Source organism: Cellvibrio sp. UBA7671, assembly GCA_002483145.1.
Classification (GTDB): Bacteria; Pseudomonadota; Gammaproteobacteria; order Pseudomonadales; family Cellvibrionaceae; genus Cellvibrio; species Cellvibrio fibrivorans.
Window position 1 is genome coordinate 298,834 of record DLHJ01000003.1, and the last position, 21,594, is coordinate 320,427.

19 protein-coding genes are annotated in these 21,594 nt (G+C 47.6%); 6 read left to right on the forward strand and 13 right to left on the reverse strand.

What is annotated here, in order from left to right:
• Positions 1–67: 67 nt before the first annotated feature.
• From B4E62_RS03810 to B4E62_RS03825, 4 genes are all read right to left on the reverse strand, one after another.
• Positions 68–2,281 (reverse strand): xanthine dehydrogenase family protein molybdopterin-binding subunit, encoded by a 2,214-nt coding sequence (locus B4E62_RS03810; RefSeq protein WP_331351127.1) that lies wholly within the window; start codon positions 2,279–2,281, stop codon positions 68–70.
• Positions 2,281–2,745 (reverse strand): (2Fe-2S)-binding protein, encoded by a 465-nt coding sequence (locus B4E62_RS03815; RefSeq protein ID WP_331351128.1) that lies wholly within the window; start codon positions 2,743–2,745, stop codon positions 2,281–2,283. The genes B4E62_RS03810 and B4E62_RS03815 overlap by 1 nt, the downstream gene beginning before the upstream one ends.
• Before the next feature lie 131 nt (positions 2,746–2,876).
• A complete protein-coding gene (locus tag B4E62_RS03820) occupies positions 2,877–3,503 on the reverse strand; it encodes a nucleotidyltransferase family protein (protein WP_310072777.1) in 627 nt (208 codons plus the stop codon).
• Complete coding sequence (locus tag B4E62_RS03825; RefSeq protein WP_331351129.1) at positions 3,500–4,606, reverse strand: XdhC family protein; 1,107 nt, start codon at positions 4,604–4,606, stop codon at positions 3,500–3,502. Before B4E62_RS03825 ends, B4E62_RS03820 begins: the two co-directional genes overlap by 4 nt.
• Before the next feature lie 200 nt (positions 4,607–4,806).
• On the opposite strand from B4E62_RS03825, the gene nudK reads away from it, so the two are divergent.
• Complete coding sequence (gene nudK / locus B4E62_RS03830; RefSeq protein WP_331351130.1) at positions 4,807–5,388, forward strand: GDP-mannose pyrophosphatase NudK; 582 nt, start codon at positions 4,807–4,809, stop codon at positions 5,386–5,388.
• 158 nt (positions 5,389–5,546) lie between these two features.
• Here the strand turns inward: nudK and B4E62_RS03835 are convergent, their stop codons facing one another.
• On the reverse strand, positions 5,547–6,425 hold the full coding sequence (locus tag B4E62_RS03835; RefSeq protein WP_331351131.1) for a hypothetical protein: 879 nt from the start codon (positions 6,423–6,425) through the stop codon (positions 5,547–5,549).
• Positions 6,426–6,632: 207 nt separating this feature from the next.
• On the opposite strand from B4E62_RS03835, the gene B4E62_RS03840 reads away from it, so the two are divergent.
• The 3 genes from B4E62_RS03840 (at position 6,633) to B4E62_RS03850 (ending at position 8,889) form a co-directional block, all read left to right on the forward strand.
• Positions 6,633–7,781, forward strand: a complete 1,149-nt coding sequence (locus B4E62_RS03840; RefSeq protein ID WP_331351132.1) for a GGDEF domain-containing protein — start codon at positions 6,633–6,635, stop codon at positions 7,779–7,781.
• Between the two features lie 176 nt (positions 7,782–7,957).
• Positions 7,958–8,224 carry a hypothetical protein gene (locus tag B4E62_RS03845; protein ID WP_331351133.1) on the forward strand — a complete coding sequence of 89 codons (267 nt, stop codon included), beginning with the start codon at positions 7,958–7,960 and terminating at the stop codon, positions 8,222–8,224.
• Positions 8,225–8,574: 350 nt separating this feature from the next.
• Entirely contained in the window at positions 8,575–8,889 is a 315-nt protein-coding gene (locus B4E62_RS03850; RefSeq protein ID WP_310072786.1) for a hypothetical protein, read from the forward strand.
• 105 nt (positions 8,890–8,994) lie between these two features.
• Here B4E62_RS03850 and orn read toward each other — a convergent pair whose 3' ends face one another.
• Positions 8,995–9,540 carry an oligoribonuclease gene (orn, locus tag B4E62_RS03855; RefSeq protein WP_151054276.1) on the reverse strand — a complete coding sequence of 182 codons (546 nt, stop codon included), beginning with the start codon at positions 9,538–9,540 and terminating at the stop codon, positions 8,995–8,997.
• A gap of 120 nt (positions 9,541–9,660) precedes the next feature.
• Between orn and rsgA the strand changes: the two genes are divergently transcribed.
• Together rsgA and B4E62_RS03865 are read left to right on the forward strand one after the other, a co-directional pair.
• Positions 9,661–10,680 carry a small ribosomal subunit biogenesis GTPase RsgA gene (gene rsgA, locus B4E62_RS03860; protein WP_331351134.1) on the forward strand — a complete coding sequence of 340 codons (1,020 nt, stop codon included), beginning with the start codon at positions 9,661–9,663 and terminating at the stop codon, positions 10,678–10,680.
• A 59-nt stretch (positions 10,681–10,739) separates the two neighbouring features.
• Positions 10,740–11,549, forward strand: coding sequence for a sulfurtransferase (locus B4E62_RS03865; protein ID WP_310072790.1), 810 nt, complete (start codon positions 10,740–10,742; stop codon positions 11,547–11,549).
• Between the two features lie 116 nt (positions 11,550–11,665).
• Here the strand turns inward: B4E62_RS03865 and pepN are convergent, their stop codons facing one another.
• The 7 genes from pepN to B4E62_RS03900 all read right to left on the reverse strand — a co-directional run bounded on the left by pepN (position 11,666) and on the right by B4E62_RS03900 (position 21,582).
• A complete protein-coding gene (gene pepN, locus B4E62_RS03870) occupies positions 11,666–14,341 on the reverse strand; it encodes an aminopeptidase N (RefSeq protein ID WP_331351135.1) in 2,676 nt (891 codons plus the stop codon).
• 166 nt (positions 14,342–14,507) lie between these two features.
• Positions 14,508–15,368 (reverse strand): PEP-CTERM sorting domain-containing protein, encoded by an 861-nt coding sequence (locus tag B4E62_RS03875; protein WP_331351136.1) that lies wholly within the window; start codon positions 15,366–15,368, stop codon positions 14,508–14,510.
• Between the two features lie 306 nt (positions 15,369–15,674).
• The gene (locus B4E62_RS03880) at positions 15,675–16,664 is read right to left on the reverse strand and encodes a hypothetical protein (RefSeq protein ID WP_331351137.1); all 990 of its coding nucleotides are present in this window, start codon (positions 16,662–16,664) and stop codon (positions 15,675–15,677) included.
• A 4-nt stretch (positions 16,665–16,668) separates the two neighbouring features.
• On the reverse strand, positions 16,669–18,924 hold the full coding sequence (locus B4E62_RS03885) for a hypothetical protein (RefSeq protein WP_331351138.1): 2,256 nt from the start codon (positions 18,922–18,924) through the stop codon (positions 16,669–16,671).
• A gap of 230 nt (positions 18,925–19,154) precedes the next feature.
• The gene (locus B4E62_RS03890; RefSeq protein ID WP_331351139.1) at positions 19,155–20,423 is read right to left on the reverse strand and encodes an ATP-binding protein; all 1,269 of its coding nucleotides are present in this window, start codon (positions 20,421–20,423) and stop codon (positions 19,155–19,157) included.
• Positions 20,424–20,425: 2 nt separating this feature from the next.
• Complete coding sequence (locus B4E62_RS03895) at positions 20,426–21,142, reverse strand: response regulator (RefSeq protein ID WP_331351140.1); 717 nt, start codon at positions 21,140–21,142, stop codon at positions 20,426–20,428.
• A gap of 2 nt (positions 21,143–21,144) precedes the next feature.
• Positions 21,145–21,582: a DUF3019 domain-containing protein gene (locus B4E62_RS03900; RefSeq protein ID WP_310072801.1), complete on the reverse strand. Its 438-nt coding sequence runs from the start codon at positions 21,580–21,582 to the stop codon at positions 21,145–21,147.
• Between the last annotated feature and the right edge of the window lie 12 nt (positions 21,583–21,594).

Here is a 21,594-nt window from a genome sequence, read left to right on the forward strand (position 1 = left end):
TAAGCAAAAAAATAAAAAACGCCGCGAGCAAAACCAGCGGCGTTTTTTATTTACCCGGTTAAAAGAATTACACTTTATTTCCCAACGGTAATTTCGTCAGCGGCTTCCCTGTGGCGGCAAACAATGCATTCGCCACCGCACCAGCAATTGGTGGTAACCCAGGCTCACCGACGCCCGATGGCATTTCAGCTGAAGGAACTATGTGTACTTCCACTTTCGGCATTGCATCAATACGCAGCAGCGGATAATTATGAAAGTTGGATTGCTCCACTACACCTTTTTTGAGGGTAATGGCTTCGCCCAGTGCTGCGCTTAAGCCCATGCCGATACCGCCCTCCATTTGCGCGCGGATCACATCGGGGTTTACGGCAACACCGCAATCCACTGCGCAGACAACACGCTCGACTTTAAAACTACCATCGTCTTTCACACGCACTTCGGCAACTTGCGCAACCCAAGTACCAAAGGATTTGTGCACCGCAATACCACGCGCTACACCTTCGGGTAATGAATTTCCCCAAGCACTTTTTTCCGCCGCGAGATTTAATACACCCAATGCGCGCGGTGTATCGGCGAGTAACTTTCGGCGAAAAACAACCGGGTCCTTATTTGCTGCCTTAGCGAGCTGATCAATAAAAGTCTCAACAACAAACGCATTGCCCGAGTGCCCCACAGAACGCCACCAGAGCGTGGAAACTTTAATGGGAATCTCGGTGGCCTGCACTTGCAGATTGGGAATTGTGTAATGCATGTCCTCAATACCTTCTGCAACTGTGCCGTCCACCTCACCCTGGATAAATCCTTCAAAGGGTGTGCCGCGCAAAATTGCTTGCGCAACAGCATGATGCTGCCAGGCAACAACCTTACCCCGGGACGAAACTGCCCCGCGGATATGATGAACCGCCATCGGTCTGTAGCGCGCGTTGAGGATTTCATCTTCGCGCGTCCACAGCATTTTTACGGCGCGCCCCGGAATTTGTTTTGCGATATTTGCCGCATCCACCACATAATCACTCGGGCAGGCGCGACGACCAAAACTACCACCAGCATAGAGGGTATTAATTTTTACATGCTCGGGTTTAATGCCCGTAGCCGCCGCCACTTGCTGTTGATCTATCGTGGGCATTTGGCAGGCGAACCAGAGTTCACAGCTATTCTTTTCCACTTTAACAACACAGTTAATCGGTTCTATCGCCGCGTGAGTAACATAGGGCAATTCGTATTTTGCCTCTATGACCTGTTTTGCTTTGGCCAAGGCTGCAATGGCATCCCCCGCATTTTTTACACTGATACCCGTTTTACTCGCTGCATCATGACAGGCTTTAAATAATTCATCGCTGCTACGGGTTTCACAGGCCGATAAATCCCATTCAATTTTTAACAACTCACGCGCTTTTTTTGCCGCCCAAAAATTCTCGGCCACCACCGCAACACCACGCGGAAACTCCACTACGGCAACCACTCCGGGCGATGCTTTGGCTTTTGCTGCATTGACTTTTTTAACCTTGCCAAACACTTGCGGTGGATAAGCAACTAATGCAGTCAGCATACCGGGCAGTTGGATATCCTGTGTATAGATTGCTTTACCGCTGGTTTTTTCATTGCTGTCTTTGCGCGGAATGGTTTTGCCAATTAATTGAAAATCTTTTGGATCTTTAACTGCAGGTTTTTGTGGTACAGGCAAGAGTGATGCTTTCGCAGCGAAAGCGCCGAAGTTACTGCTGCGCGTGCCGTGGGAAATGATTCCATTACTCACACGAATTTCTTCCGCAGGTACTTTCCACTCTGCGGCGGCGGCGGCAACTAACATGGCACGCGCGGCCGCGCCCGCCTCACGCAATTGCATCCAGGAGTTGGCGATTGATGATGAACCGCCAGTACCCTGTGTTGGCCCCCAAAATAAATTGTTGTAGCGGTGATTATCTGCAGGTGCAAATTCCCACTGCATTTGCTCCCAACTTGCATCCAACTCTTCTGCAACCAATGAGGTTAAACCCGTACTCACGCCCTGCCCCATATCCAGATGTTTTACTATCATGGTGACTTTGCTGTCGGGGGTAATTTTTAAAAAGGCGTTAAATACCGGAGCATCCGCTGCTGTTGTCGATGCAGCCGCTATTGATTTATCTGCCGCTGCAACTGATGCACTGCCAATAAGAAAACCGCTGCCAAGTAATAATCCACCACCGGCACTTACCGCTTGTAAAAAAGTGCGGCGCGATAGAGCTGAAGATCTGGAATTTTGTTGCGCTTGGATAGTTTGCCGTTTGAGGAAGTTCATCAGGCTTTACCTCCCAATTTGTCAGCGGCTTGATGGATCGCACCGCGGATTCGGTGATAGGTTGCGCAGCGGCAAAGATTACCACTCATAGCAGTATCGATATCTGCATCGGTGGGGTTTTTATTGGTCTGCAATAGCGCAGTAGCCGACATGATTTGTCCTGACTGGCAATAACCGCATTGCACCACATCCAGCTCGCGCCATGCTTGCTGCACCGCTTGAAACGCGGGTGAATTTATGCCCTCGATGGTTTCAATTTTTGCACCCTCTGCAGCGGAAATGGGCAAGCTGCAGGAGCGTACCGGGCTGCCATTCATGTGCACTGTGCAAGCTCCACAAAGCGCCATGCCGCACCCCAGTTTGGTGCCGGTCATGTGCAATTTGTCGCGCAGCACCCAGAGCAGAGGGGTATTAGGATCCATATCCAATTTGCGTTTTTTACCATTAATCGTAAGCGAAATCATGGGTAACTCCTTTGCAATAAATTCAGTCGGCAAGCAACGGTTACATTTAGCTGCGCTGATCGGCGGCTCCTGCTTTCGCTGGAATGACGATCAATTCAAAAACATCTTGAATAATTACTAAATGGTTTTCGTTAAATCGCTTTTTTCAAATAGGTAGTGAGATCGGCTGGTGTATCTATATCAAACTCAGCAGAGGGCATAGCAACAGGAACAATTTGCTTGGTACAACCCAACAGCAAATTTTTTGCACCGCGATCGCCACGACACTCATACAACCGCGCTTTAAAGCGCGCCGGAAAAATCGCGGGCACGCCCAAGGTATTGGCAAAACTCGCGCAAGCTATCTTGTCCGGGTTTTTACACCAGGTGCGATATAAGTTGCGCAAATCCTGCGCGCTGATTAACGGCTGGTCGCTCAACAATACCAATACCGGATTACTGTTTTGCAAATGTTTAATGCCAAATGCGAGCGAATTTCCCACGCCCAATTTCCACGCGGGAAATTCCAGCAATTCGATCGGGCGATCGGTAAATCTTTTTGATTTTGCCTCCAGCTCTGGCTGCGCTTGTAATAGCTGGGGATAAAAGGCTCCACCTACAACAAAGATACGCTCGGGTTCAAGCGTGCGTGCAGTGGCGATACTGGTGGCCAGCAACGGTCGCCCCTGCCAATCCGCCAACTGTTTGCATCCGCCAAAACGGCTCGCGCTACCGGCCGCTAATATCAGGCAATCGATTGTTATCTTGTCAGCCATCATAAGGATGCCCTCATGTTCGATAAAATAAAGGGCGCATCTGCTTCGCGGGAAACAATAGAATGCATCTGCATTTCGTCTTGAGCCATTTCACTTAAAGGCAACGCATTGCTACCAAAGACTTTTGCATGGCATTCAGCCAATACCGATAGCGCAATACTCTCAGGTAAATCTCCTCCCAGCGCCAAACCCATAGGCCCTGCGATAGCGTAACGCAATTGTGCTTCGTTCAGTCCTGCTGTCGCCAATACTTCTGCCTTACGTTTGGCAGGGCCGAGCAAACCTATGTACGGATTTACCAGCTCGCGCGTTTGTAGCGCCGCAACTGCCGCTGCATCCAATCGCAAATTGTGATGGGCAATCACGACGCCATCGATTTGGTGCAATAAATCGCTTGATAATTCCGCCACCGATTCATTCAGCGCAGTAATGCCTGCTGGAAAATTTTCGCGCTTACTGGAATTTAAACGCTGGTCGGCCAAAGTCACCCGCCACCCCATCACCAGCGCCAAATGGCACAGGGGAATAACATCCACACCACTGCCAAGGATTAATAAATGCGGCAGTGGATTAATTAAGGTGACAAGATTTTTTTCTTCACTGCCAGCGCTATCAAGCACTACTGGAGGGGATTGCAAACTACCGTGTTGACGCTGTGAAAATTTTCGCTGGCACGGCGTAAAACCGGCGTACGCCTGATCAAGTTGCAATGCATAATTGCACGCCTGATGCTGTTGCAAACAAGCGAGCACCGCAGGTAATTGGAGAAAATCATTGCGCGCATGGCAGGGGTGCAACAAAATTTCCGCTGCGCCACCGCAACCTATACCAAGGCGCCAGGCAATATTGCTGTCATCCGCCGCGTCGTAAACCACACGGCGCGACTTACCCAAAGCTACCACCTTGCGCGCTTGCAATAGCAAATCTGATTCTATACAGCCGCCGCTTAATAACCCTAGCTGATGCCCCGCATCGCTGAGCAACATGAGCGCACCGGTTTTGCGATACACCGAACCGCGCGTATGAATCACTGCGCCCAAAACCCAATTGGCCTCATCTTTCAGCGGCAACCAGGAAGCGAGCAGATGGTAAAAATGATTGGACATAAACAGGCATCCGTATTGTTACAGTTATCGGACTACTGAGCCGACAGATAATCCCACCAGCGCGGTGATAATGAAAGCGGGATTAACAAAACTAAACAGCACTATGACAATTGGCATCCACAGAAGTTAACTTTGGGCATAATGGGTGGCTGCCATAAAACCATAATGCCACCTACAACAATCATCCCCGGAAGTCCCCTATGACCGACAAAATCAGAAATATCAGCAAAACCCTTCTTTCAAATAATTGGTACACCTTGAACAAATATTCATTTGAATATCAAAAACCCAATGGCGATTGGGAACAGCAACATCGGGAAGCCTATGACCGGGGCAATGGCTCAACCATACTGCTTTACAACTCCTCCAAAGGCACTGTCATACTGACCCGCCAATTTCGGCTGCCCACCTATGTCAATGGCAATAGAGATGGCATGCTGATTGAAACCTGTGCCGGCTTATTGGATAAGGACAATGCAGAGGACTGCATCAGAAAAGAAGCCGAAGAAGAAACCGGGTACAAAATTAATCAGGTGAAAAAAATATTCCAAGCCTATATGTCGCCCGGTTCGGTGACAGAGATCCTATATTTTTTTATTGCCGAATACAGCGATGATATGAAAGTATCTGATGGGGGAGGATTGGAGCATGAACAAGAAAATATCCAGGTGCTGGAACTCGAGTTTAATGCCGCTTACCGCATGATTGAGTCAGGCGAAATCATGGATGGAAAAACAATTATGCTGCTGCAATATGCAAAATTACATAATCTGTGCTCATAAAATTCGCCAGCTAATGGCGCTCCCATGGATTAGATACAGTAGGATAGATAAATAATCAAAACCTTCATCAAGGTGAAGCCGGAGATTGATTCTACAGAGACAGAAAAAATATTTAGGCTGTAATGATTAGTGGTCACCGCACTATTTTGTAGACAAAATCAGAATTCGCGCAAAAGTGCGTGGTTGGGCGTTCCTAAACTACCGTCGTCATCGGGATTGGATAATTCAATCAGCGTTCGTTCGGATAAACGCAAGCGATGCAACCGCGCACCGAAATGCTCTTTGAAAATCGTATCCATTTTTCCACTTTCTTTTATATAGGTTAAACCCACCGTAAGCCGCTCTGCCAGTGCAGGATATTCCGGGCTAACATAAAAATAAACCGGCAAGGGCATATAGATCAGCAACGTTTGCTCGGGTACCAGATTCTCTACCCGTGCACCTTCAATTTCATAATGGTCATCAATTTCAATCACACTCAGTGGCACAAAAAAATAGCGTTTTCCTGCAAGCATTTTTAACAGCGATGTCATAGTGAGAGGCTCGGCCACTGAAAATCCATTGTGTTTGTACACATGCCCCTCCCAGCCCTTACCAAACCCCATGGGTAATTGGGCTAACTCGGAGAGGGTTTTAATACTGCGAAAGCGCGACTGGTCTTCTTTGCGGATCAATAAAACACGGTAACCCATAAAACCATTGAGCACTGGCACTGGCACACGAATCAAACCCACGCGCGCGCCTTTTTGGGTAGGAAAACCAACCAGCCGATCCACATTCATTTTTTCGCCCGCCACCAATAATTCGTGTTTACGTTCGGAGCTTAGCGGCTCTTGGGTAAACACCAGTTGATAGGCGCCATGACTTGATTCAGTGGCATTAAGTGCAGCCGTAATCAGTGCGAGGTAATAATCCTCACTCACCAGATCAACATTATTGCCCAGGTATTTGACCTGCATGGGCTCCTCGGCCAATGCAGGGCGCATCAGCCAACAAAGAGCGTAAGTTAGCAAAAATACCGCTGTACGGACGTTCATAACGTCCTCCCCCTTTGTGGGTGTAGTTATTAATACTCACTATAAACAATGCTAGCAGTTGCTTATTACGGCGCCACAGTTTTTGTGGGCACTTGCTTTTTTTGTCTTAAAAGAAAAGATTTCATGGCAGGAGGATATAAAACAACAAATGTCAGGCACATTATACTGACCACCTGAGTAGCGCTACCGTCTACACCTGGATTGAACATGTCACTCTTTGAAACAGTCAACATTATCGGCTACACGCTCTACTTCGGTTTTGCCGTGCTGCTGTTATGGCTTAGCCGTATTCCGCGCACCAATGCCGGGGCCGGTTGCTGGGGAGTTGCCATTTTTTTGGGATTTTGCGCGCGCCTGGCGCTGTCTTTTTCCGGCTCGCTCTTTACCATTAATGCCGCCGAACATCTCTATGCGTTTTTTATTAGCCTGGAAAAATGTTTTTTGTTGTTGGGCGCATTCCGCTTTTTTAGTTTGCCACACTACACCCGGCCTTATTTGATCCTTGTTGCGCTGATAATGCTATGGCTTACCAGCAGCTGGCTTGCCGAATTCAGCCGTCTGCTATTTTCTGTGGGGGTTGGACTATTCAATGCAGCAGCGCTGCTATTTTTTGCTGTTATCGCCTACCGTGAGCGCAACACCATTCCGCACAAAGTCATGCTTTGGGTCGCTATTATTTGCGCCTGTTTTGCACTGCACTGGCTTACTTATCCAGTATTGCGCTTTACCGATACTTGGCTCGTGCCCGGTTTCTTACTGGGCACAACCATGGCGGTACTGCTGTATTTAAGTTTAATTTCGGCGGTGTTATTGCAATTTCAGAAACGTTTGCAAGATGCCGAAATTTACGCGCTCGATCTCGCTTATCACGACCCACTCACCGGGCTCAATAACAAACGTTACATGACCACACTGTTTGATCAGGCACTGATACTCGCCACCCGCCCACACCAAATGCTCGCCGTTATTTATATCGATCTGGATAATTTCAAACCCATCAACGATACCGCTGGCCATACAGTGGGCGATGAAGTGTTAAAAATTATTGCCAAGCGCTTGGTCGATAACACACGCAGTACCGATATTTGCGCGCGCATCGGCGGCGATGAGTTTGTTGTTATCGCAACACAATTGGAAAACGCTGAACACGCCAATCAAATTGCCAGTAAAATTTTGCAGCAATGCTGCAGCCCGGTCGAGATAGGACACAGCAATTACCAACTGGGCGCCAGTATCGGTGTAAGTATTTATCCTACCCACAGCAACGACCTACACCAACTACTACAACTAGCCGACACAGCCATGTACGAAGTGAAGAAAAATGGCAAGAGCGGATTTCAGGTGCTGGGGAATTAAACAATTCAACTCTGCAGTGCCCAGACTTTTCCAGCCAGTTGAGGGATAGGTAATGTCGCGTAATTCACCCCACTGCAAGATTTAGTGATAATCTAGGACCGCTCAAACATTGACCGTAGGGCGCACCAAGCGCAGTTACCCGCCGCCTCAGCAGTAGGTGGCAAGGAGTAGTATCAATGCGTAGACCTATCCTGTTATTGATCATCATGGCAATCGCCTATTCACAAAGCGAACTCATGTCGCAAGACATCGTCAAGGGCGTGATGTTTCCCCTGTTATTTTCTGCCGCTTTATTGATATTGCTGATCTGGCTTGTGCGTCGATTCCACAGTACTCGCAGAGGCGATGGTGGCTCGGGGGATTCAGGCGATGTTTTTCACTCCAGTGGAAAAAGCAGTGACAGGGATTTGGGAGATGGTGGTGGGGACGGCGGCGGAGAATAATGGCTCTAGAATAATAAATTTTTCAAAAAAAAATCGTCTAACGAATCAGCCTATTACAAAAAATTACGGTGATAGAACGAGTGATGCATTTAAGAAAATGCAGTTCTAAAGACAGTAACTCCACATTGACCTCTTAATTTTACTTAATACTTATTGCCCAACCAATTTTGGTCTCATCACTCGCCCAAGACACCTCAATCTACATAAAAATATAATTGTTAGCAATTTAAAATCCTTTGAGACAATTGTCATCCAAATTAGCCGACTAATGTGCGGTAACCGGCACTCATCGCGCAAAATTGAATGGTATTCTCCTTTTACAAATAAATTCTGAATGTGAAGGAGGCAACATGAAAATGGGGATAAGTGCATCTGTGGGAAGATGTGGAGTAAATAATCAGGAAGATGTTTTGTTCGTGCAATCAGCGTTAAATGCCTACGCAAAGAAACATGCGAGCAACACTTTTTTATTAAAAATCGATGGGATTTGTGGCGAAAAAACTACACAGGCGATATTTAATTTTCAGAAAAATCATGTGGGCATTGCTATTCCGAGTGCCAGAATCGACCCACAAGGGAGAACTTTGCATTATTTGACAGCGCATCAACCGCACCTTAATGCCTCGCGGTATCAAACGCAGATTAAAAAATCAGAAGCGCGATAATTGCATGATTAATCTCTGACATTAGCGAACATGTCAATACAGTAAAAAATTACGCAAATAAAAAAAGGCGACTAAAAAGTCGCCTGCGTTTTACAAAATTTCTGCTTACTCCATCTTAAAAAACGTAGCCCGATAATGCTGCAGTTCCGCAATCGAATCCTTAATATCATCCAACGCTAAATGTGCGCCGGATTTTTTCACGCCGGCGATTACATCCGGTCTCCAGCGGCGGGCTAATTCTTTTACGGTGCTTACGTCTAAATTGCGGTAGTGGAAATAATCTTCCAATTTGGGCATGCCGCGCACTAAAAAGCGGCGATCCTGGCAGATGGAGTTGCCGCTGATGGGCGATTTGCCTTTGGGTACCCATTGCTCCAGGAATTTAATCGTTTCTGCCTCCGCTTGTTCAATGCTGATTTTGCTCTCGCGCACGCGCTGGGTGAGGCCGGATTTACCGTGTTGGTTGGTGTTCCATTCATCCATATTTAACATGATGCTGTCAGGCTGATGGATAGCGAATACAGGGCCTTCGGCGAGGATGTTGAGGTCGGCATCGGTGACTATGGTGGCGATTTCGATAATCACGTCGGTATCCGGATTGAGGCCAGTCATTTCCAGATCGATCCAGATCAGGTTGTTTTCATTCAGCATAAGTAATTCCTCGACAACATGGGTTTTTACTCCGTAAATAGGGCACAATTGCGCGCAGCTTAAAGTAATTAAACAGTCTAGCCAAACATCACCCACCTCACAGGGCAAGTTCATCAACGCATGACCAAACGCAAATTGACCCGCCGCCAGCAATGGCGCATCGACAAAATTCAGGACGAACGCACCGCCCGCGTGGCGAAACGCGACAAAGTCACCGATGAACAAATGCATGAGAGCGATTTGGGGCCTGAGCAGCTGGGGTTGATCATCACCCACTACGGCACCCAAGTGGTGGTTGAGGCGACTGAAGGTGAGCAAGCGGGGCAACACCAGCGCTGCCATTTCCGCAGCAACCTCGGCTCATTAGTGACGGGCGATAGAGTGGTCTGGCGCACGGGTAACCCGATGGGTGTGGTAGTTGCGGTCATGCCGCGCGACTCTGCCCTGCAACGCCCCGATCCACACGGCGATATGAAAACCGTGGCCGCTAACATTGACCGCATTATGATTGTGGTCGCGCCCTACCCCGAACCCCATGCGAATTTGATTGACCGCTATCTGGTCGCCGCCAATGCCATCGATATCGAACCGGTATTGGTGATCAATAAAATCGACCGTATTGATGACACCACGCGCGAAAAAGTCACTTATCTGGAAACCACTTATCGCAAGCTGGGTTACACGGTATTGATGGTATCCACCAAAACCGAAACCGGGCTGGACGAATTGCGCGAGTACCTTGCCGACTACACCAGCGTATTTGTGGGGCAATCGGGTGTAGGCAAATCCTCACTGGTAAATGCGCTCTTGCCTGAATCGAACTTGCGCGTGGGCGATTTGTCCGAACGACAACAGGGCACTCACACCACCACCAGCGCCACGCTTTTGCACTTCCCAGGCGGTGGCCATTTGATCGATTCGCCCGGAATCCGCGAATTTGGTCTGTGGCATATGGAAGAAGGCGATGTGCTGGAAGGGTTTATCGAATTCAAACCCTTTATCGGCCACTGTAAATTCCGCGACTGCTCCCATCGCCACGAACCTGGCTGCGCCATTTTAAAAGCGCTAGAAGATGGCACAATCAGTGCAACACGTATGGATTCGTACCGTTATATTTTGCGAACGCTCAACGAGACTTAATTAGTAACAAGCAGCATCGGTCTTGATTTTATTTTTAATACTTATAAAGGAGTAACTCCATGGCACTTCCCTTTGTGATTGAGCCCACGCAACTTGCTGCACTTTTAGCACAACCGACGAGCAAGTTATTAATTATTGATATGTGCGCCGAACAAACTTATTTGCAGGGCCATATCGATGGTGCAATTCATGTACCGCCGCATAAAATCCTCAGCGGCCAACCGCCGGTGCCAGGCAAGATCGCTCCGATTGAAACACTCAATCGGGTATTTTCCTTTTTGGGTTTAACACCCGACACTCACGTTGTTGTGTACGACGATGAAGGCGGCGGCTGGGCGGGCAGAATGATCTGGACACTCGACGCCATAGGTCACAAACACTACTCTTATTTGAATGGCGGTTTGCATGCGTGGCTTGCATCCGGCCAATCACTCACCAAAGAAATTCCCGTGCTCACGCCCACAAAAGTTGATTTAAAAATTGACCCGATTGTGGTGATTGAAATTACCGACATTCTCGGCGAATTGGATCGCGCGGATTTTGTCGTATGGGATGCACGAAGTCCGGCAGAATTTACCGGCGAACGCATTACGGCGCAAAAGAATGGCCACATTCCCGGTGCGATTAATTGCGAGTGGACAAATTTAATGGATCGCAATAATGCCTTGCGTATCCGCACTGATGCACGCGAGTATTTGGCATCGCTGGGTTTAACCGCCGACAAAAGAATTGTCACCCACTGCCAAAGCCACCATCGCTCGGGCTTTACTTATTTAGTGGGCAAAGCAGTGGGATTAAATATTCGCGGTTACCACGGCTCCTGGGCTGAGTGGGGCAACCACCCGACCACGCCGGTATCGCAAGCGTAACGCAAAAAAAATTGCTTTTTGATGTGCAAAAAAGCCGCTGATAATAGCGGCTTTTTTTATGCATTCCCCAGCTGGAGCTTGGGAACGAGAAAATTAATCTAATTACAATAAATGCGTTACAACAATTTTTTCATCTCCACGCAACGCTCATCCTCCTGCACTTCCACACGCAGCATACGATAGGTCAGCGGATGTAATTGCAGTGACTGGTCGCGCGTTTGTGTTAGCAGAGCAACCGATGCATCGCTACAACCGCGTAAAAAGATTCCACGGAAAAAACCTGCCATAAAACGCTCATAGCGATTTTTACTCATCTCAGGCAAGGCCGCTAATAATTTAGGCACATAAACACTGCGCAGTTGCGCCTGTGAAAATGGCAAATAATTGGCCATCACCAACCGCATAGTGGCCAGTTTATATTCTTGCTCAGGAGCGATAATGTTGTTCAACCATCGTTCTTTAATACCTGCCTGCGGGCGCACCGCTTCACTCGCCAGTGCCATTTGTACCCCCATGTCCGAACCGTCTTTTTTCTGTTCAGCAGCAGTCAGCGCGAGATAATCCTGGTATTCGTATTGATTCAAGCGTACCAACAGTGCCCAACGACGGTCTTGATCCAATACCAAACCGGGGAGTTTTTTATGTTTATCACCGATTAATTGCACGCGCATCCAAGCCAAAGCGTCGTTACTGGATGCAGAATACACATAGCTATCGAACCACAACTTTTGCACATCGGAACCTGCAGCTGCGGCATTCATATTGGCGAAAACAAATTGCTCCAATTGCTGCTGTGCGCTGGCTAGATTTTTTTCTGGTGTATTCATTAACTGCAGGTAATCGCGCACTAATTTTAATTTGGCGGTGATTGCTGCCACCACTTCCACCTGAGTTTCCTGCACACTGTGCCGCTTCGCTAGTGACAAAAAATCAATCAGTGAAATGCGCGAATCAATCACTTCATCCCACAAATTTTGCCAGAGCATAATGCGCAGGCTCGCGTCAAATAAATGAATTTTTTCACGTACCACTTGCAGGGATTTTTGATCCAGCTCCACCCGCACATAACCCCAATCATCCAGATTAGCAAAAACCAGATCCGGGCATGCGAGGCCTTTTGCTGCATCAACACTAGTCGCTGCACCACTGTAAGTGACTGGCAAGCGCTTCACTAACTGCGCCTTGCCCGCATCGATTTTGTAAAAACCCAACTGCACCCGCTGCTCGCGCAATACGGGCAAATCAACTGGTGAAGATTGTTGGAGCTTCAGCGAAGTAATAGAAGTATTGGTAGAATCGCACTGATATTGCACCTGGATTTTATTTAATCCCGCCTGCGCTAACCAGGTGTAGCTCCAACTGGATAAATCCCTTCCCGATGCACGCGCAATCTCATTGATAAAATCATCTTGCTGCGTATTTTGATACGCGTATTTTTTTAAATAACTGGCGACACCTTGGCGGAAATTTTCTTCACCCACCAACTGTGCCAGTTGTTTTAATACTGATGCACCCTTGCCGTAGGTGATAGCATCAAAATTGGTAAACGCCTCTGCTGTATTCAGCACAGGTAACTCAATCGGATGAGTAATAACTTGTTGGTCCATGGTGTAGGCCAACTGCTTGTAGTTGGAATAAAAAATATCCCACACACTTGCGCCAAATTCACTCGCTTTGGCTTGCTGCAAATAGGCCATATAAGTCGCGAAACTTTCGTTCAACCACAAACCATTCCACCACTCCATAGTGACCAAATTACCAAACCACATATGCGCCATTTCGTGGGCGATCACATTGCCATGGCGCATGCGCTCCACCCGGGTTTTTACACCGCGGCTAATAAAGAATTCATTAAAAGTCACTGCGCCCAGATTTTCCATGGCACTGCTATTAAAATCCGGTACTACCAATTGGTCGTATTTCACAAAGGGATAGGGCTGTTCAAAATATTGATTGAAAAATCCAAAACTTTGTTGCGTAAATAAAAACCATTCCTGCGGATTGACGTACTGTGCCAATTCCTGGCGGGCAAACAAGCGCAGGGGCACGCTGCCGGAATTATCTTCCCACACGCGATAGGGGCCAGCGTGAAGCGGAAAAATGTAGGAGGGAATGCGTGCAGTTTGCGGAAACTCCCATAATTGCTGCGCGCCGTTGCGGGTAATTTTTTGCTCGCGCAAAGCCGAGATAACTTGCCAATCTGCCGGGACATTGACTAGTAATTTATAAGTCGCTTTCATATCCGGCTGATCAAAGTGCGGATACATTTTGTTGGCGTTGTAGGGCTCACAATTACTGTAAAGGTAAACCCTCCCTGTCGCTGGATCTTTAAAGCGATGCAAGCCATCACCCGCTGTCGCGTAGGGGCGCTGGTATTCAATTTCCAATGTATTTTTTCCGGCGCGAAACAGTTCCGGCACAAATTCGATAAACCATTGCTCGTAGCGCCATTCAATAGCTTCGCCATTCAAGCGCACTGATTTAATAGTGCCGCTATTAAAATCGACAGTGACGGGGGCTTTATTGTTATCAACCAACTCAAAATGAATAATCGATTTACCACTGAAGAAGGCATTGGTTTCATCCAGCGTAAATGCCAGCTCGTAGTCGACATGAGTGATTTGTTGTGCGCGCTGCGCGGCATAAGCTTGTTCAAGCGATGCCTGGGGTGCGCGGGCAATAGGCTGCAAAGCTACTGGCGCTAATTGACGCGTTTGGTTACACGCTGCCAATAGCAGGGGGCACAATAGCAGAATTACCGCGCAAGATTTTTTGATACTAGCAGGGTTCATATTATTCAAACGCTCCGTCGCTATACAGCTGGGGGAAGGGAAAACAAAAACAAGCAATGAACCGAATGGATAATAGCGGATTTTATGGCGCCCATAAAAAAACCCGGAAGCCAGTTCCGGGTTTTTAGCACTGAAGTCTCACATTTTGAGCGTTCACACAATCGTTTTACTGACGACTGCGCTTCACTCCCAAACCGATTAAAGCAATACCCAACAATAACAGTGCCGATGGCTCGGGAACGCTGACTGGAGGTGGAGTTAAGCCTCGCACAGCTTGTAAATTACCGGAAATGCCGGCACCCAAAAAGCGCACGCCATCCAGATTCAAACCATCACCCAATTGCATATAGGCATCAGGAGAAATGTAAGTACCTTGCATGGTGCCTGCCGCTACGTTTACGTGGCCGTTATTCAATGCGCCGTGCATATTGAACAATACGTTTTCAGCGCTCAGGCCATCGAGAATAATCGCGGCGCCACCACCCAACATAAAACCAAAATAATCCACGTTGATAATAAACACATCGTCGGCGTCGCCCTTCAAGGTCAGACTATGGCCCGCGCTTAAATTCAAGCCGGTGATACTGAATACCGATAGATCGCCCTGCGAATGAAAAGTTTGGGTGGAGTTAATGTAGCCCGCATGTGCACCGCCAAGAGCTTTGGCAGCCATAGAGGCACTTTTCAGGTTGGTGTACAGGGAATCCCAAAATGCGGAGCCTTGCTGCGTGGCATCACCTTCAATGGAAGAACCCGGGTTTTGGTAGAGGCCGCCAAAATCCGCATCGCCATAAATCACCGCTCCGTGCGCCATATTCAACGTATTGCGCGAACCCACGTTGCCGTGGATATAGGCCTCTGAACCTAACTCCAGATTGCCGTACATGGGGATGCCGTGGTGCACATTGGTGCCGGTAGCCAGAAGGGTGTAGTTGCCTGCATTACCCAAATCCACCGGCAGTGCAAACACAGCGCTGGACGTTAATGCACACGCCATCACCGCTGTTGTAAAAAGTTGTTTAATCACATGATTACCTTTAGTTGATTGTTAGGTCTCATGCCGTATTTATAATATTTGTATGTAAGAGATTTTGTTTTAATAAGTAGCGGCCATTACGGCGACGCTTAAATCAGCAATTTTTGCACCATTTTGGGAAGCTTTAGTAAAAACAGTGATTTAGGTCACATTCGTTGTCGCCAAAATTTGAAGCGTGTAAATAGTATCGACACTGCCTTTGGCAAACAGATACGGGGCAATCGGACACAGGGCAGCCAATTCAGGATGGCTGCCCGGAAGAGCGCGCTAGCGGAGCGTCTTTTATTGCAGAGCCTTTTATTGCAAAGCTTTGGAAACACCGTAAACCATAACGGCGGGGTACCCCAGGGTAACGAGCCAGGTGATAACAATATCGATTTTTTGTGCGAGCGCCTCCATTCCCTTTTTCATCAGCACCACCAGCATCACACTGCTCAGCAGGCCAACGCCAACAATGACAAAGGAGGCCACCTGTATCAGGTCCGACAGGGTAAAGACATCATTGGAGGGCAGTAATAAATCCACCGTGTATTTGTTACCCACACAGGCAAACAAGGCGGTCATGATCAAGCCCACCCGACTTTCAATCAGCTCGCCGCTAAAGAAATACAAAATGCAGATAATGATGTAAGAAACAAAGAAACCTAAAAAGTAGGTCCAGAAAATCCGGTGACCGTAGCGCTCGATCGGAACCACAAACGACATGCGCGGATAGATACCCTTTGCACCGCTTTGGATTCCAAAGGTGGTGGGGTATTTGTAATCAAAGGCGCGGATTTCAATAGGTAATATATTCCAACCGGTTAAGGTCAATTCATCGCCCACCATACTGTTGGTAGTATCCGGCACAAATTCGATTTGTTTTGAATCCAGCTCAATACTTTCTATATGAATCGCGACTTCTTGTTTATCGAACGGAAAGTATTTTACATCCCAGTCCTGATTAATTTCGGCGGTAAACTTGGTCATGGTATGCACGGTGCCATCACTGTTTTTGATCGAGAAATTTTCGTTCTCGATAATCGACCAGGTACGTGCATTGGTGATTTCAATTTTGTTGTAGAACTTGTAATCCTCAGGCATCAAGGCCGGGTCATAGGTTGACCAGATCCAGGCTGAGACGGTAAATTTTTTGGCTGGGATATCCAAGTCATACAAGGAGGTGATGTAAATCCCTACCGGAATTTCAATGCGCTTATCATTCGCATAGGTAACCTCTTCCGCCCTTGTACTGAGCGCAAGAAAAAACATCACAACAAGAATAAATAATCGGCCAATTTGCTGCATGGTGTTATACCAGAATCATTTTTTTATTAATTTCGAGCGCCATGGCTTCCTGCTGCAGCTCATCTTTGAGTAATTTTATAAATTCAATCACTTCATTGGCAAACCGGTTGAGGTCATCTTCTGTGGTGTAAGACACCACCAGATGGACAACCTCGTTGACAATGCCGGAGTCATCGCTGTTCCATACGCCACGCGCTTGCGAAGATGTAGCACCGCCAAATTTTTCCCCCAGAAACACCATGGTTCTATTGACGTAAATGGATGAATCAAACGGCTGGTCAATATTAATCGTGGTGGGAATAAATATACAAATTTGATGCACGCGCTCAATGCGCTCAACAATTTCATTGATGGCTTTTGCCGCAGGTTCAGGGATGCTAAACGCTGCACTGGTAACAGGTGACAAGTCAGCAATATAGGGAATGTCGAAATTTACTTTTACATCAAGTTCAAGATTTTCATTTACGCGATTCAAAATAGTGTAGAGCGTAGTTTGATCCTGACGCACATGGCGCTGGATACTCTTCACCACTGCCGCCGTTTTTTCGCCCGTATTATCGGTATTGGGCACCATCACCACTATGGCTTTGGTATAACGAAATAAGGGCTCTAGATACATATCAATAAAGCGATCAATATCGCCTTTCACCGTTGCATGCATAACGATATTGGCATACTGGTTTAATATCTTGGTCATTAACAATGAAGACTCGGCTTCTTCCGGCACTTCGCCTAGATCAAAGTCATTCCAAATATCAAAACCATTTATATGCTTGTGCACCCGCTCACTTTCATCATAGCCAAATGCTGCACTCATGTGCGAGTTGGCCGGATACTCCATATACACGGTTTTTTTGTCGATGCTGTTTTTCGCCAGGCTGCTGGCAAAATAACTCCCTATATTGGTAGCGCCACAGCCTTCATCCAAACTTACCAAAAGAATAAATTTGGGCATATAGCGCTCAAGGGCGATGTTGAGGTCGGTCAGCTCAGTATTTTTTTGTTTAATTTCATTAATCAGGTTTCTGTTCTGCTGGAAGGTTTCACTGATTTTTGCAAACCACGGCAACCAGGCAGCAGGCACGCGCCGATTAGGTGCCTTGTCGCCTACACCTTGTTTAGAAATATGCCGGACCAAAGACGCCGCAGGGTAGATAAATTCGCGGAAAGTAATTTTTTTAATGAAATAGAGCAAAATGCCTAAGGAGGTTAACAACACCACAAACACAGTCCCGATTGACGAAAATATACGGCTTAAAAAAGACTGGTTTTTTTCAATATACAGAAGCTTCCAGGGCGCATTTTTTAGTTGGATGCAAACCATTTGGTAGCCCTGGTTAAGCTGTACTAATTGCAGATCAGCGCAGGTTGGTGCGACCGCATCGAGATTAACCCCGGCGGGTATTGCGTCTTTAAAAACCGACGTTTCAGTCAGTGGTAGCCTGGTATGGGCGAGTAATTGCCCTCCGGCATTGATAATAGATAACTCACCCAACTCAGGACGAAAAGCTTTGACATAATTACCCAGCTCTTCCAGGGTGAAATCAATCGCGACAGTCCCCAGAAATTCATCGCGGTTATAAACAGGCTTGGCCGCAGTTACCATAACCCCCTTGCCCGCCTCATCCAAATACACGGAAGTCCAAAAAATAGTTTTATCCGGGTTCGCTGCAGGAATACCGAGTGTATAGAATTCTTTTTTATAGAGTTTATCGGTGAATTTAAATTCAGCAGATGGTATCCAAGGGTAGATATTGATAAATCTATTTTTTGAGGTGTAATACACCCAGGCGGCATTGGGCACACTTTTCAAGGTGGATTTGAAATCGCTATTCAGATTGAACGCCATTTCAATTTCGTTTTTTATCGCCGGTGATAATGCAGCCAGGTCACCTTCACCGGTCAAGTTACCTGCATCCACTACTGAATAAGGTGCTGGAATATTGTCCAGCCCATATTCGTTCGTCCCTACATCGGCAAGTCCATTAAAATAAATGCTCGCTGTGGTGCGGGGATTGAGAAAAAAATCTTCCGCATTATTTTGCATTAAGTCCAGTAGAACCGTAACACGCACGATCAGATTATCAATCGCAATCGCTTCGGTTTTGAATTGTTCAATCAACTGCGTATTTTTATTTTTTGCTTCACTGATTGCCTGGATGCTAATGAGCAAGGCTGAAACCAGTAATACTGCCAGAAAGGTGTAAAGCATGATTTTGTTGTAACGGGCCGTAAATTGACGCGCCTCGAACTTTTCCATATTCATCTAACCTATTATTGTATTGAGCTTGTATTGATATTGTATGGGGGCTGCGTCCGCACTGCAGGCGTAATTCTTTATCTATGGGGGGCTGTTTGTGCGGTGCAATTTAGCATGAATCCTTATTACTCGCGATTACACGCGCGGAATTTTTAAAGGCAGTAATAAGGTAGCGGAGACGGCACCATATTGGTGCTAATGATGAAAATAGTTACGTAGATCCGAAAAGTTTATTGTTCACCGGCGAAAATGACACTGACATTCAAGCCACCCAATTCTGCCGATTCGGTCAAGGACAACTCTGCCCCATGCCACTGGGCAATGCGCTCCACAATCGCCAAACCCAAACCGTGACCGCGCCCCTGGTGATGGCTGCCCTCGCTGCGATAAAAAGGCTTGAGCACTTTTTCGCGCTCGGCAGGGGGAATGCCGGAGCCGTTGTCTGCGACTTGCAATTGCAACAGGCCATCCACCAGCAGCACACTGAGCTGCACGCGCCCACGGCCATAGCGCAGCGCATTTTGCACCAGGTTGTGCACCAACATGGCGAGATATTCAGGCTCACCTCGTATATATGCACTCTGCGCTGATACGGCGATAAATAACTCCACCTGCGCGCGATAAAAATCCTCGCACAATTGCGTCACAAATTGTGCGAGCAGGATTGGCTGCGCGGTAAAGCTAATAGTCGCCTGCTCCAGACGCGCATAATTCAGCAATGCTTCCACCAAGGACTCCATCGCTACCAGATCGCGATTTAAATGCGCGAGATTTTTTTGCTGTTCAAGCGTTAACTCGGCCTCCTCCAACACATCAAGACCAAAACGCAAACGCGCAAGGGGTGTGCGCAAATCATGCGACAGGCCGCGCGACAATAATTTATTGTCAGCGACCAACTGCTCAATGCGCTGCGCCATACGATTAAAATCTTGCTCGATAGTTTGGATATAAGAATGTTTGTCGGCGGCGATGCGCACCTGCAAATCGCCCGCACCAAAGGCCTGCGCCGATTTGCGCAAGAGCGCCAGACGGCGTAATAAGGGGTACAACCAGATCAACACCATTGCAATAACACCGCCGTAAAACAGCAGCGTCAACAACCAGCGCAGTGCATTGTTGTTTTCCTGATGCAATTCATCCGGCAGTGCGAACGACAAAACCTGCTGTTGATTATTGAGATAAAAATGCAACGTAAGCTGATCGCCCGTTTCCAGCAGCAGCGGCTCGCCAGTTTCAAATTGTTTTTTTACATCGTCCGGCAGGGGAAAATCGCTGTACGCAGTAAGCTGCGGCTGCAAATGCGAAGCGGTCAACCATTGATTAGTCTGCACACCGGTATCAATCAGCTGCGCTAATTCGCGCCCCAGATTTTTGTAGGCACTGAGTTCGGGATCTTCCACGTCCGCAAATTGCGCGCTGTACCAGCGATCAATACCCCAGCCGAGGCCGACCACCGCGGTGAGCACCACTAACAACAACGACAGGGTTAAACGCTGCACAATTATTCCCAAGCCTCGGGCGAAAATAAATATCCCTTCGCCCAAATGGTTTTGATACGAAAGGGTTGCTCGGTGTTATCGAATAATTTTTTGCGCAGGCGCGAAACGCGGATGTCGATCGAGCGATCAAAACCATCGTATTCAATGCCGCGCAATTGGGTCACCAGAGCCTCGCGACGAATCACTTGCCCAGCCTGGCTCGCCAACAACCAGAGCACATCAAATTCATTGGCAGTGACCGGAATCAATTCGTTGCGATAAAAAACACTTTTGGCATCGCGCAGGATTTTTAATTGCCCAAACTGTAACAGACCTTCCTGTGCCAAAGCGTCTACCGGTTCGACAGCTTCGCGCCGCAGCAACGCTTTAATACGTGCGAGCAAAACGCGCGGGCGCACCGGCTTGGTTAAATAATCATTAGCGCCCAATTCCAAACCGAGAATTTCATCCGTTTCTTCACCGCACGCAGTGAGCATTAAAATAGGCCCGGAATAAAACGCGCGCAATTCGCGGCAGAGATCAAAACCATTTTTGTAGGGCAGCATCACATCCAGAATGATTAATTCCGGCGGCTGTTGTTTAACACTGGCGAGCACCTGGTCACCGCGGTCAATATGTTGTAACTGGTAATTATGGCCACGCAAATACTGCAGTATCCATTCAGCTAACGAGGCGTCATCTTCCACTAATAAAATGCTGGCTTGGGCTTCTGTATTCATAATTAAAAAAGTCGCCAATGGGTTTTGCGGCGGGTATTGGCTTTGTAAACCCAAGCCACCTCCACCAGTGTTTCTGCCACCAAGGTCTTAGTTTGCGCGTTGACTAGCTGCAGTTTAACTGAAGTGTCGCTGGCAAATGCGTAGCTATATTGCCCCGAGGATACGGATTGCCAGCAATGGAGTGGCTGTTCTGCGTGTTGTTGATAGAGGCAGTATTCACTCGCTTGATCAACCTGCCAAGACAACACTACATCCTGATAGCAAACCTGCCCCTGGTGCAAGGCGACGCAGCGGTTGGGTTTGGATTGCAGTTGCGCTTTTTGCGCAGGCGCAGGGTCAGCAGCCCATAGTCGGTTAGACAGCAATAACAAAATCATCAGGCACACACGAAAACAAAAACGCAGTGCAGGTGGGCGTGGGCGAATTGCACAATTATCCATTTGCAACTCCGT

Excerpts from the sequence above, each read along its gene's own strand:
- B4E62_RS03810 (WP_331351127.1), bottom strand. The coding sequence starts at position 2,281 with ATGAACTTCCTCAAACGGCAAACTATCCAAGCGCAACAAAATTCCAGA.
- B4E62_RS03815 (WP_331351128.1), bottom strand. The coding sequence starts at position 2,745 with ATGATTTCGCTTACGATTAATGGTAAAAAACGCAAATTGGATATGGAT.
- B4E62_RS03820 (WP_310072777.1), bottom strand. The coding sequence starts at position 3,503 with ATGATGGCTGACAAGATAACAATCGATTGCCTGATATTAGCGGCCGGT.
- B4E62_RS03825 (WP_331351129.1), bottom strand. The coding sequence starts at position 4,606 with ATGTCCAATCATTTTTACCATCTGCTCGCTTCCTGGTTGCCGCTGAAA.
- nudK (WP_331351130.1), top strand. The coding sequence starts at position 4,807 with ATGACCGACAAAATCAGAAATATCAGCAAAACCCTTCTTTCAAATAAT.
- B4E62_RS03835 (WP_331351131.1), bottom strand. The coding sequence starts at position 6,425 with ATGAACGTCCGTACAGCGGTATTTTTGCTAACTTACGCTCTTTGTTGG.
- B4E62_RS03840 (WP_331351132.1), top strand. The coding sequence starts at position 6,633 with ATGTCACTCTTTGAAACAGTCAACATTATCGGCTACACGCTCTACTTC.
- B4E62_RS03845 (WP_331351133.1), top strand. The coding sequence starts at position 7,958 with ATGCGTAGACCTATCCTGTTATTGATCATCATGGCAATCGCCTATTCA.
- B4E62_RS03850 (WP_310072786.1), top strand. The coding sequence starts at position 8,575 with ATGAAAATGGGGATAAGTGCATCTGTGGGAAGATGTGGAGTAAATAAT.
- orn (WP_151054276.1), bottom strand. The coding sequence starts at position 9,540 with ATGCTGAATGAAAACAACCTGATCTGGATCGATCTGGAAATGACTGGC.
- rsgA (WP_331351134.1), top strand. The coding sequence starts at position 9,661 with ATGACCAAACGCAAATTGACCCGCCGCCAGCAATGGCGCATCGACAAA.
- B4E62_RS03865 (WP_310072790.1), top strand. The coding sequence starts at position 10,740 with ATGGCACTTCCCTTTGTGATTGAGCCCACGCAACTTGCTGCACTTTTA.
- pepN (WP_331351135.1), bottom strand. The coding sequence starts at position 14,341 with ATGAACCCTGCTAGTATCAAAAAATCTTGCGCGGTAATTCTGCTATTG.
- B4E62_RS03880 (WP_331351137.1), bottom strand. The coding sequence starts at position 16,664 with ATGCAGCAAATTGGCCGATTATTTATTCTTGTTGTGATGTTTTTTCTT.
- B4E62_RS03885 (WP_331351138.1), bottom strand. The coding sequence starts at position 18,924 with ATGGAAAAGTTCGAGGCGCGTCAATTTACGGCCCGTTACAACAAAATC.
- B4E62_RS03895 (WP_331351140.1), bottom strand. The coding sequence starts at position 21,142 with ATGAATACAGAAGCCCAAGCCAGCATTTTATTAGTGGAAGATGACGCC.
- B4E62_RS03900 (WP_310072801.1), bottom strand. The coding sequence starts at position 21,582 with ATGGATAATTGTGCAATTCGCCCACGCCCACCTGCACTGCGTTTTTGT.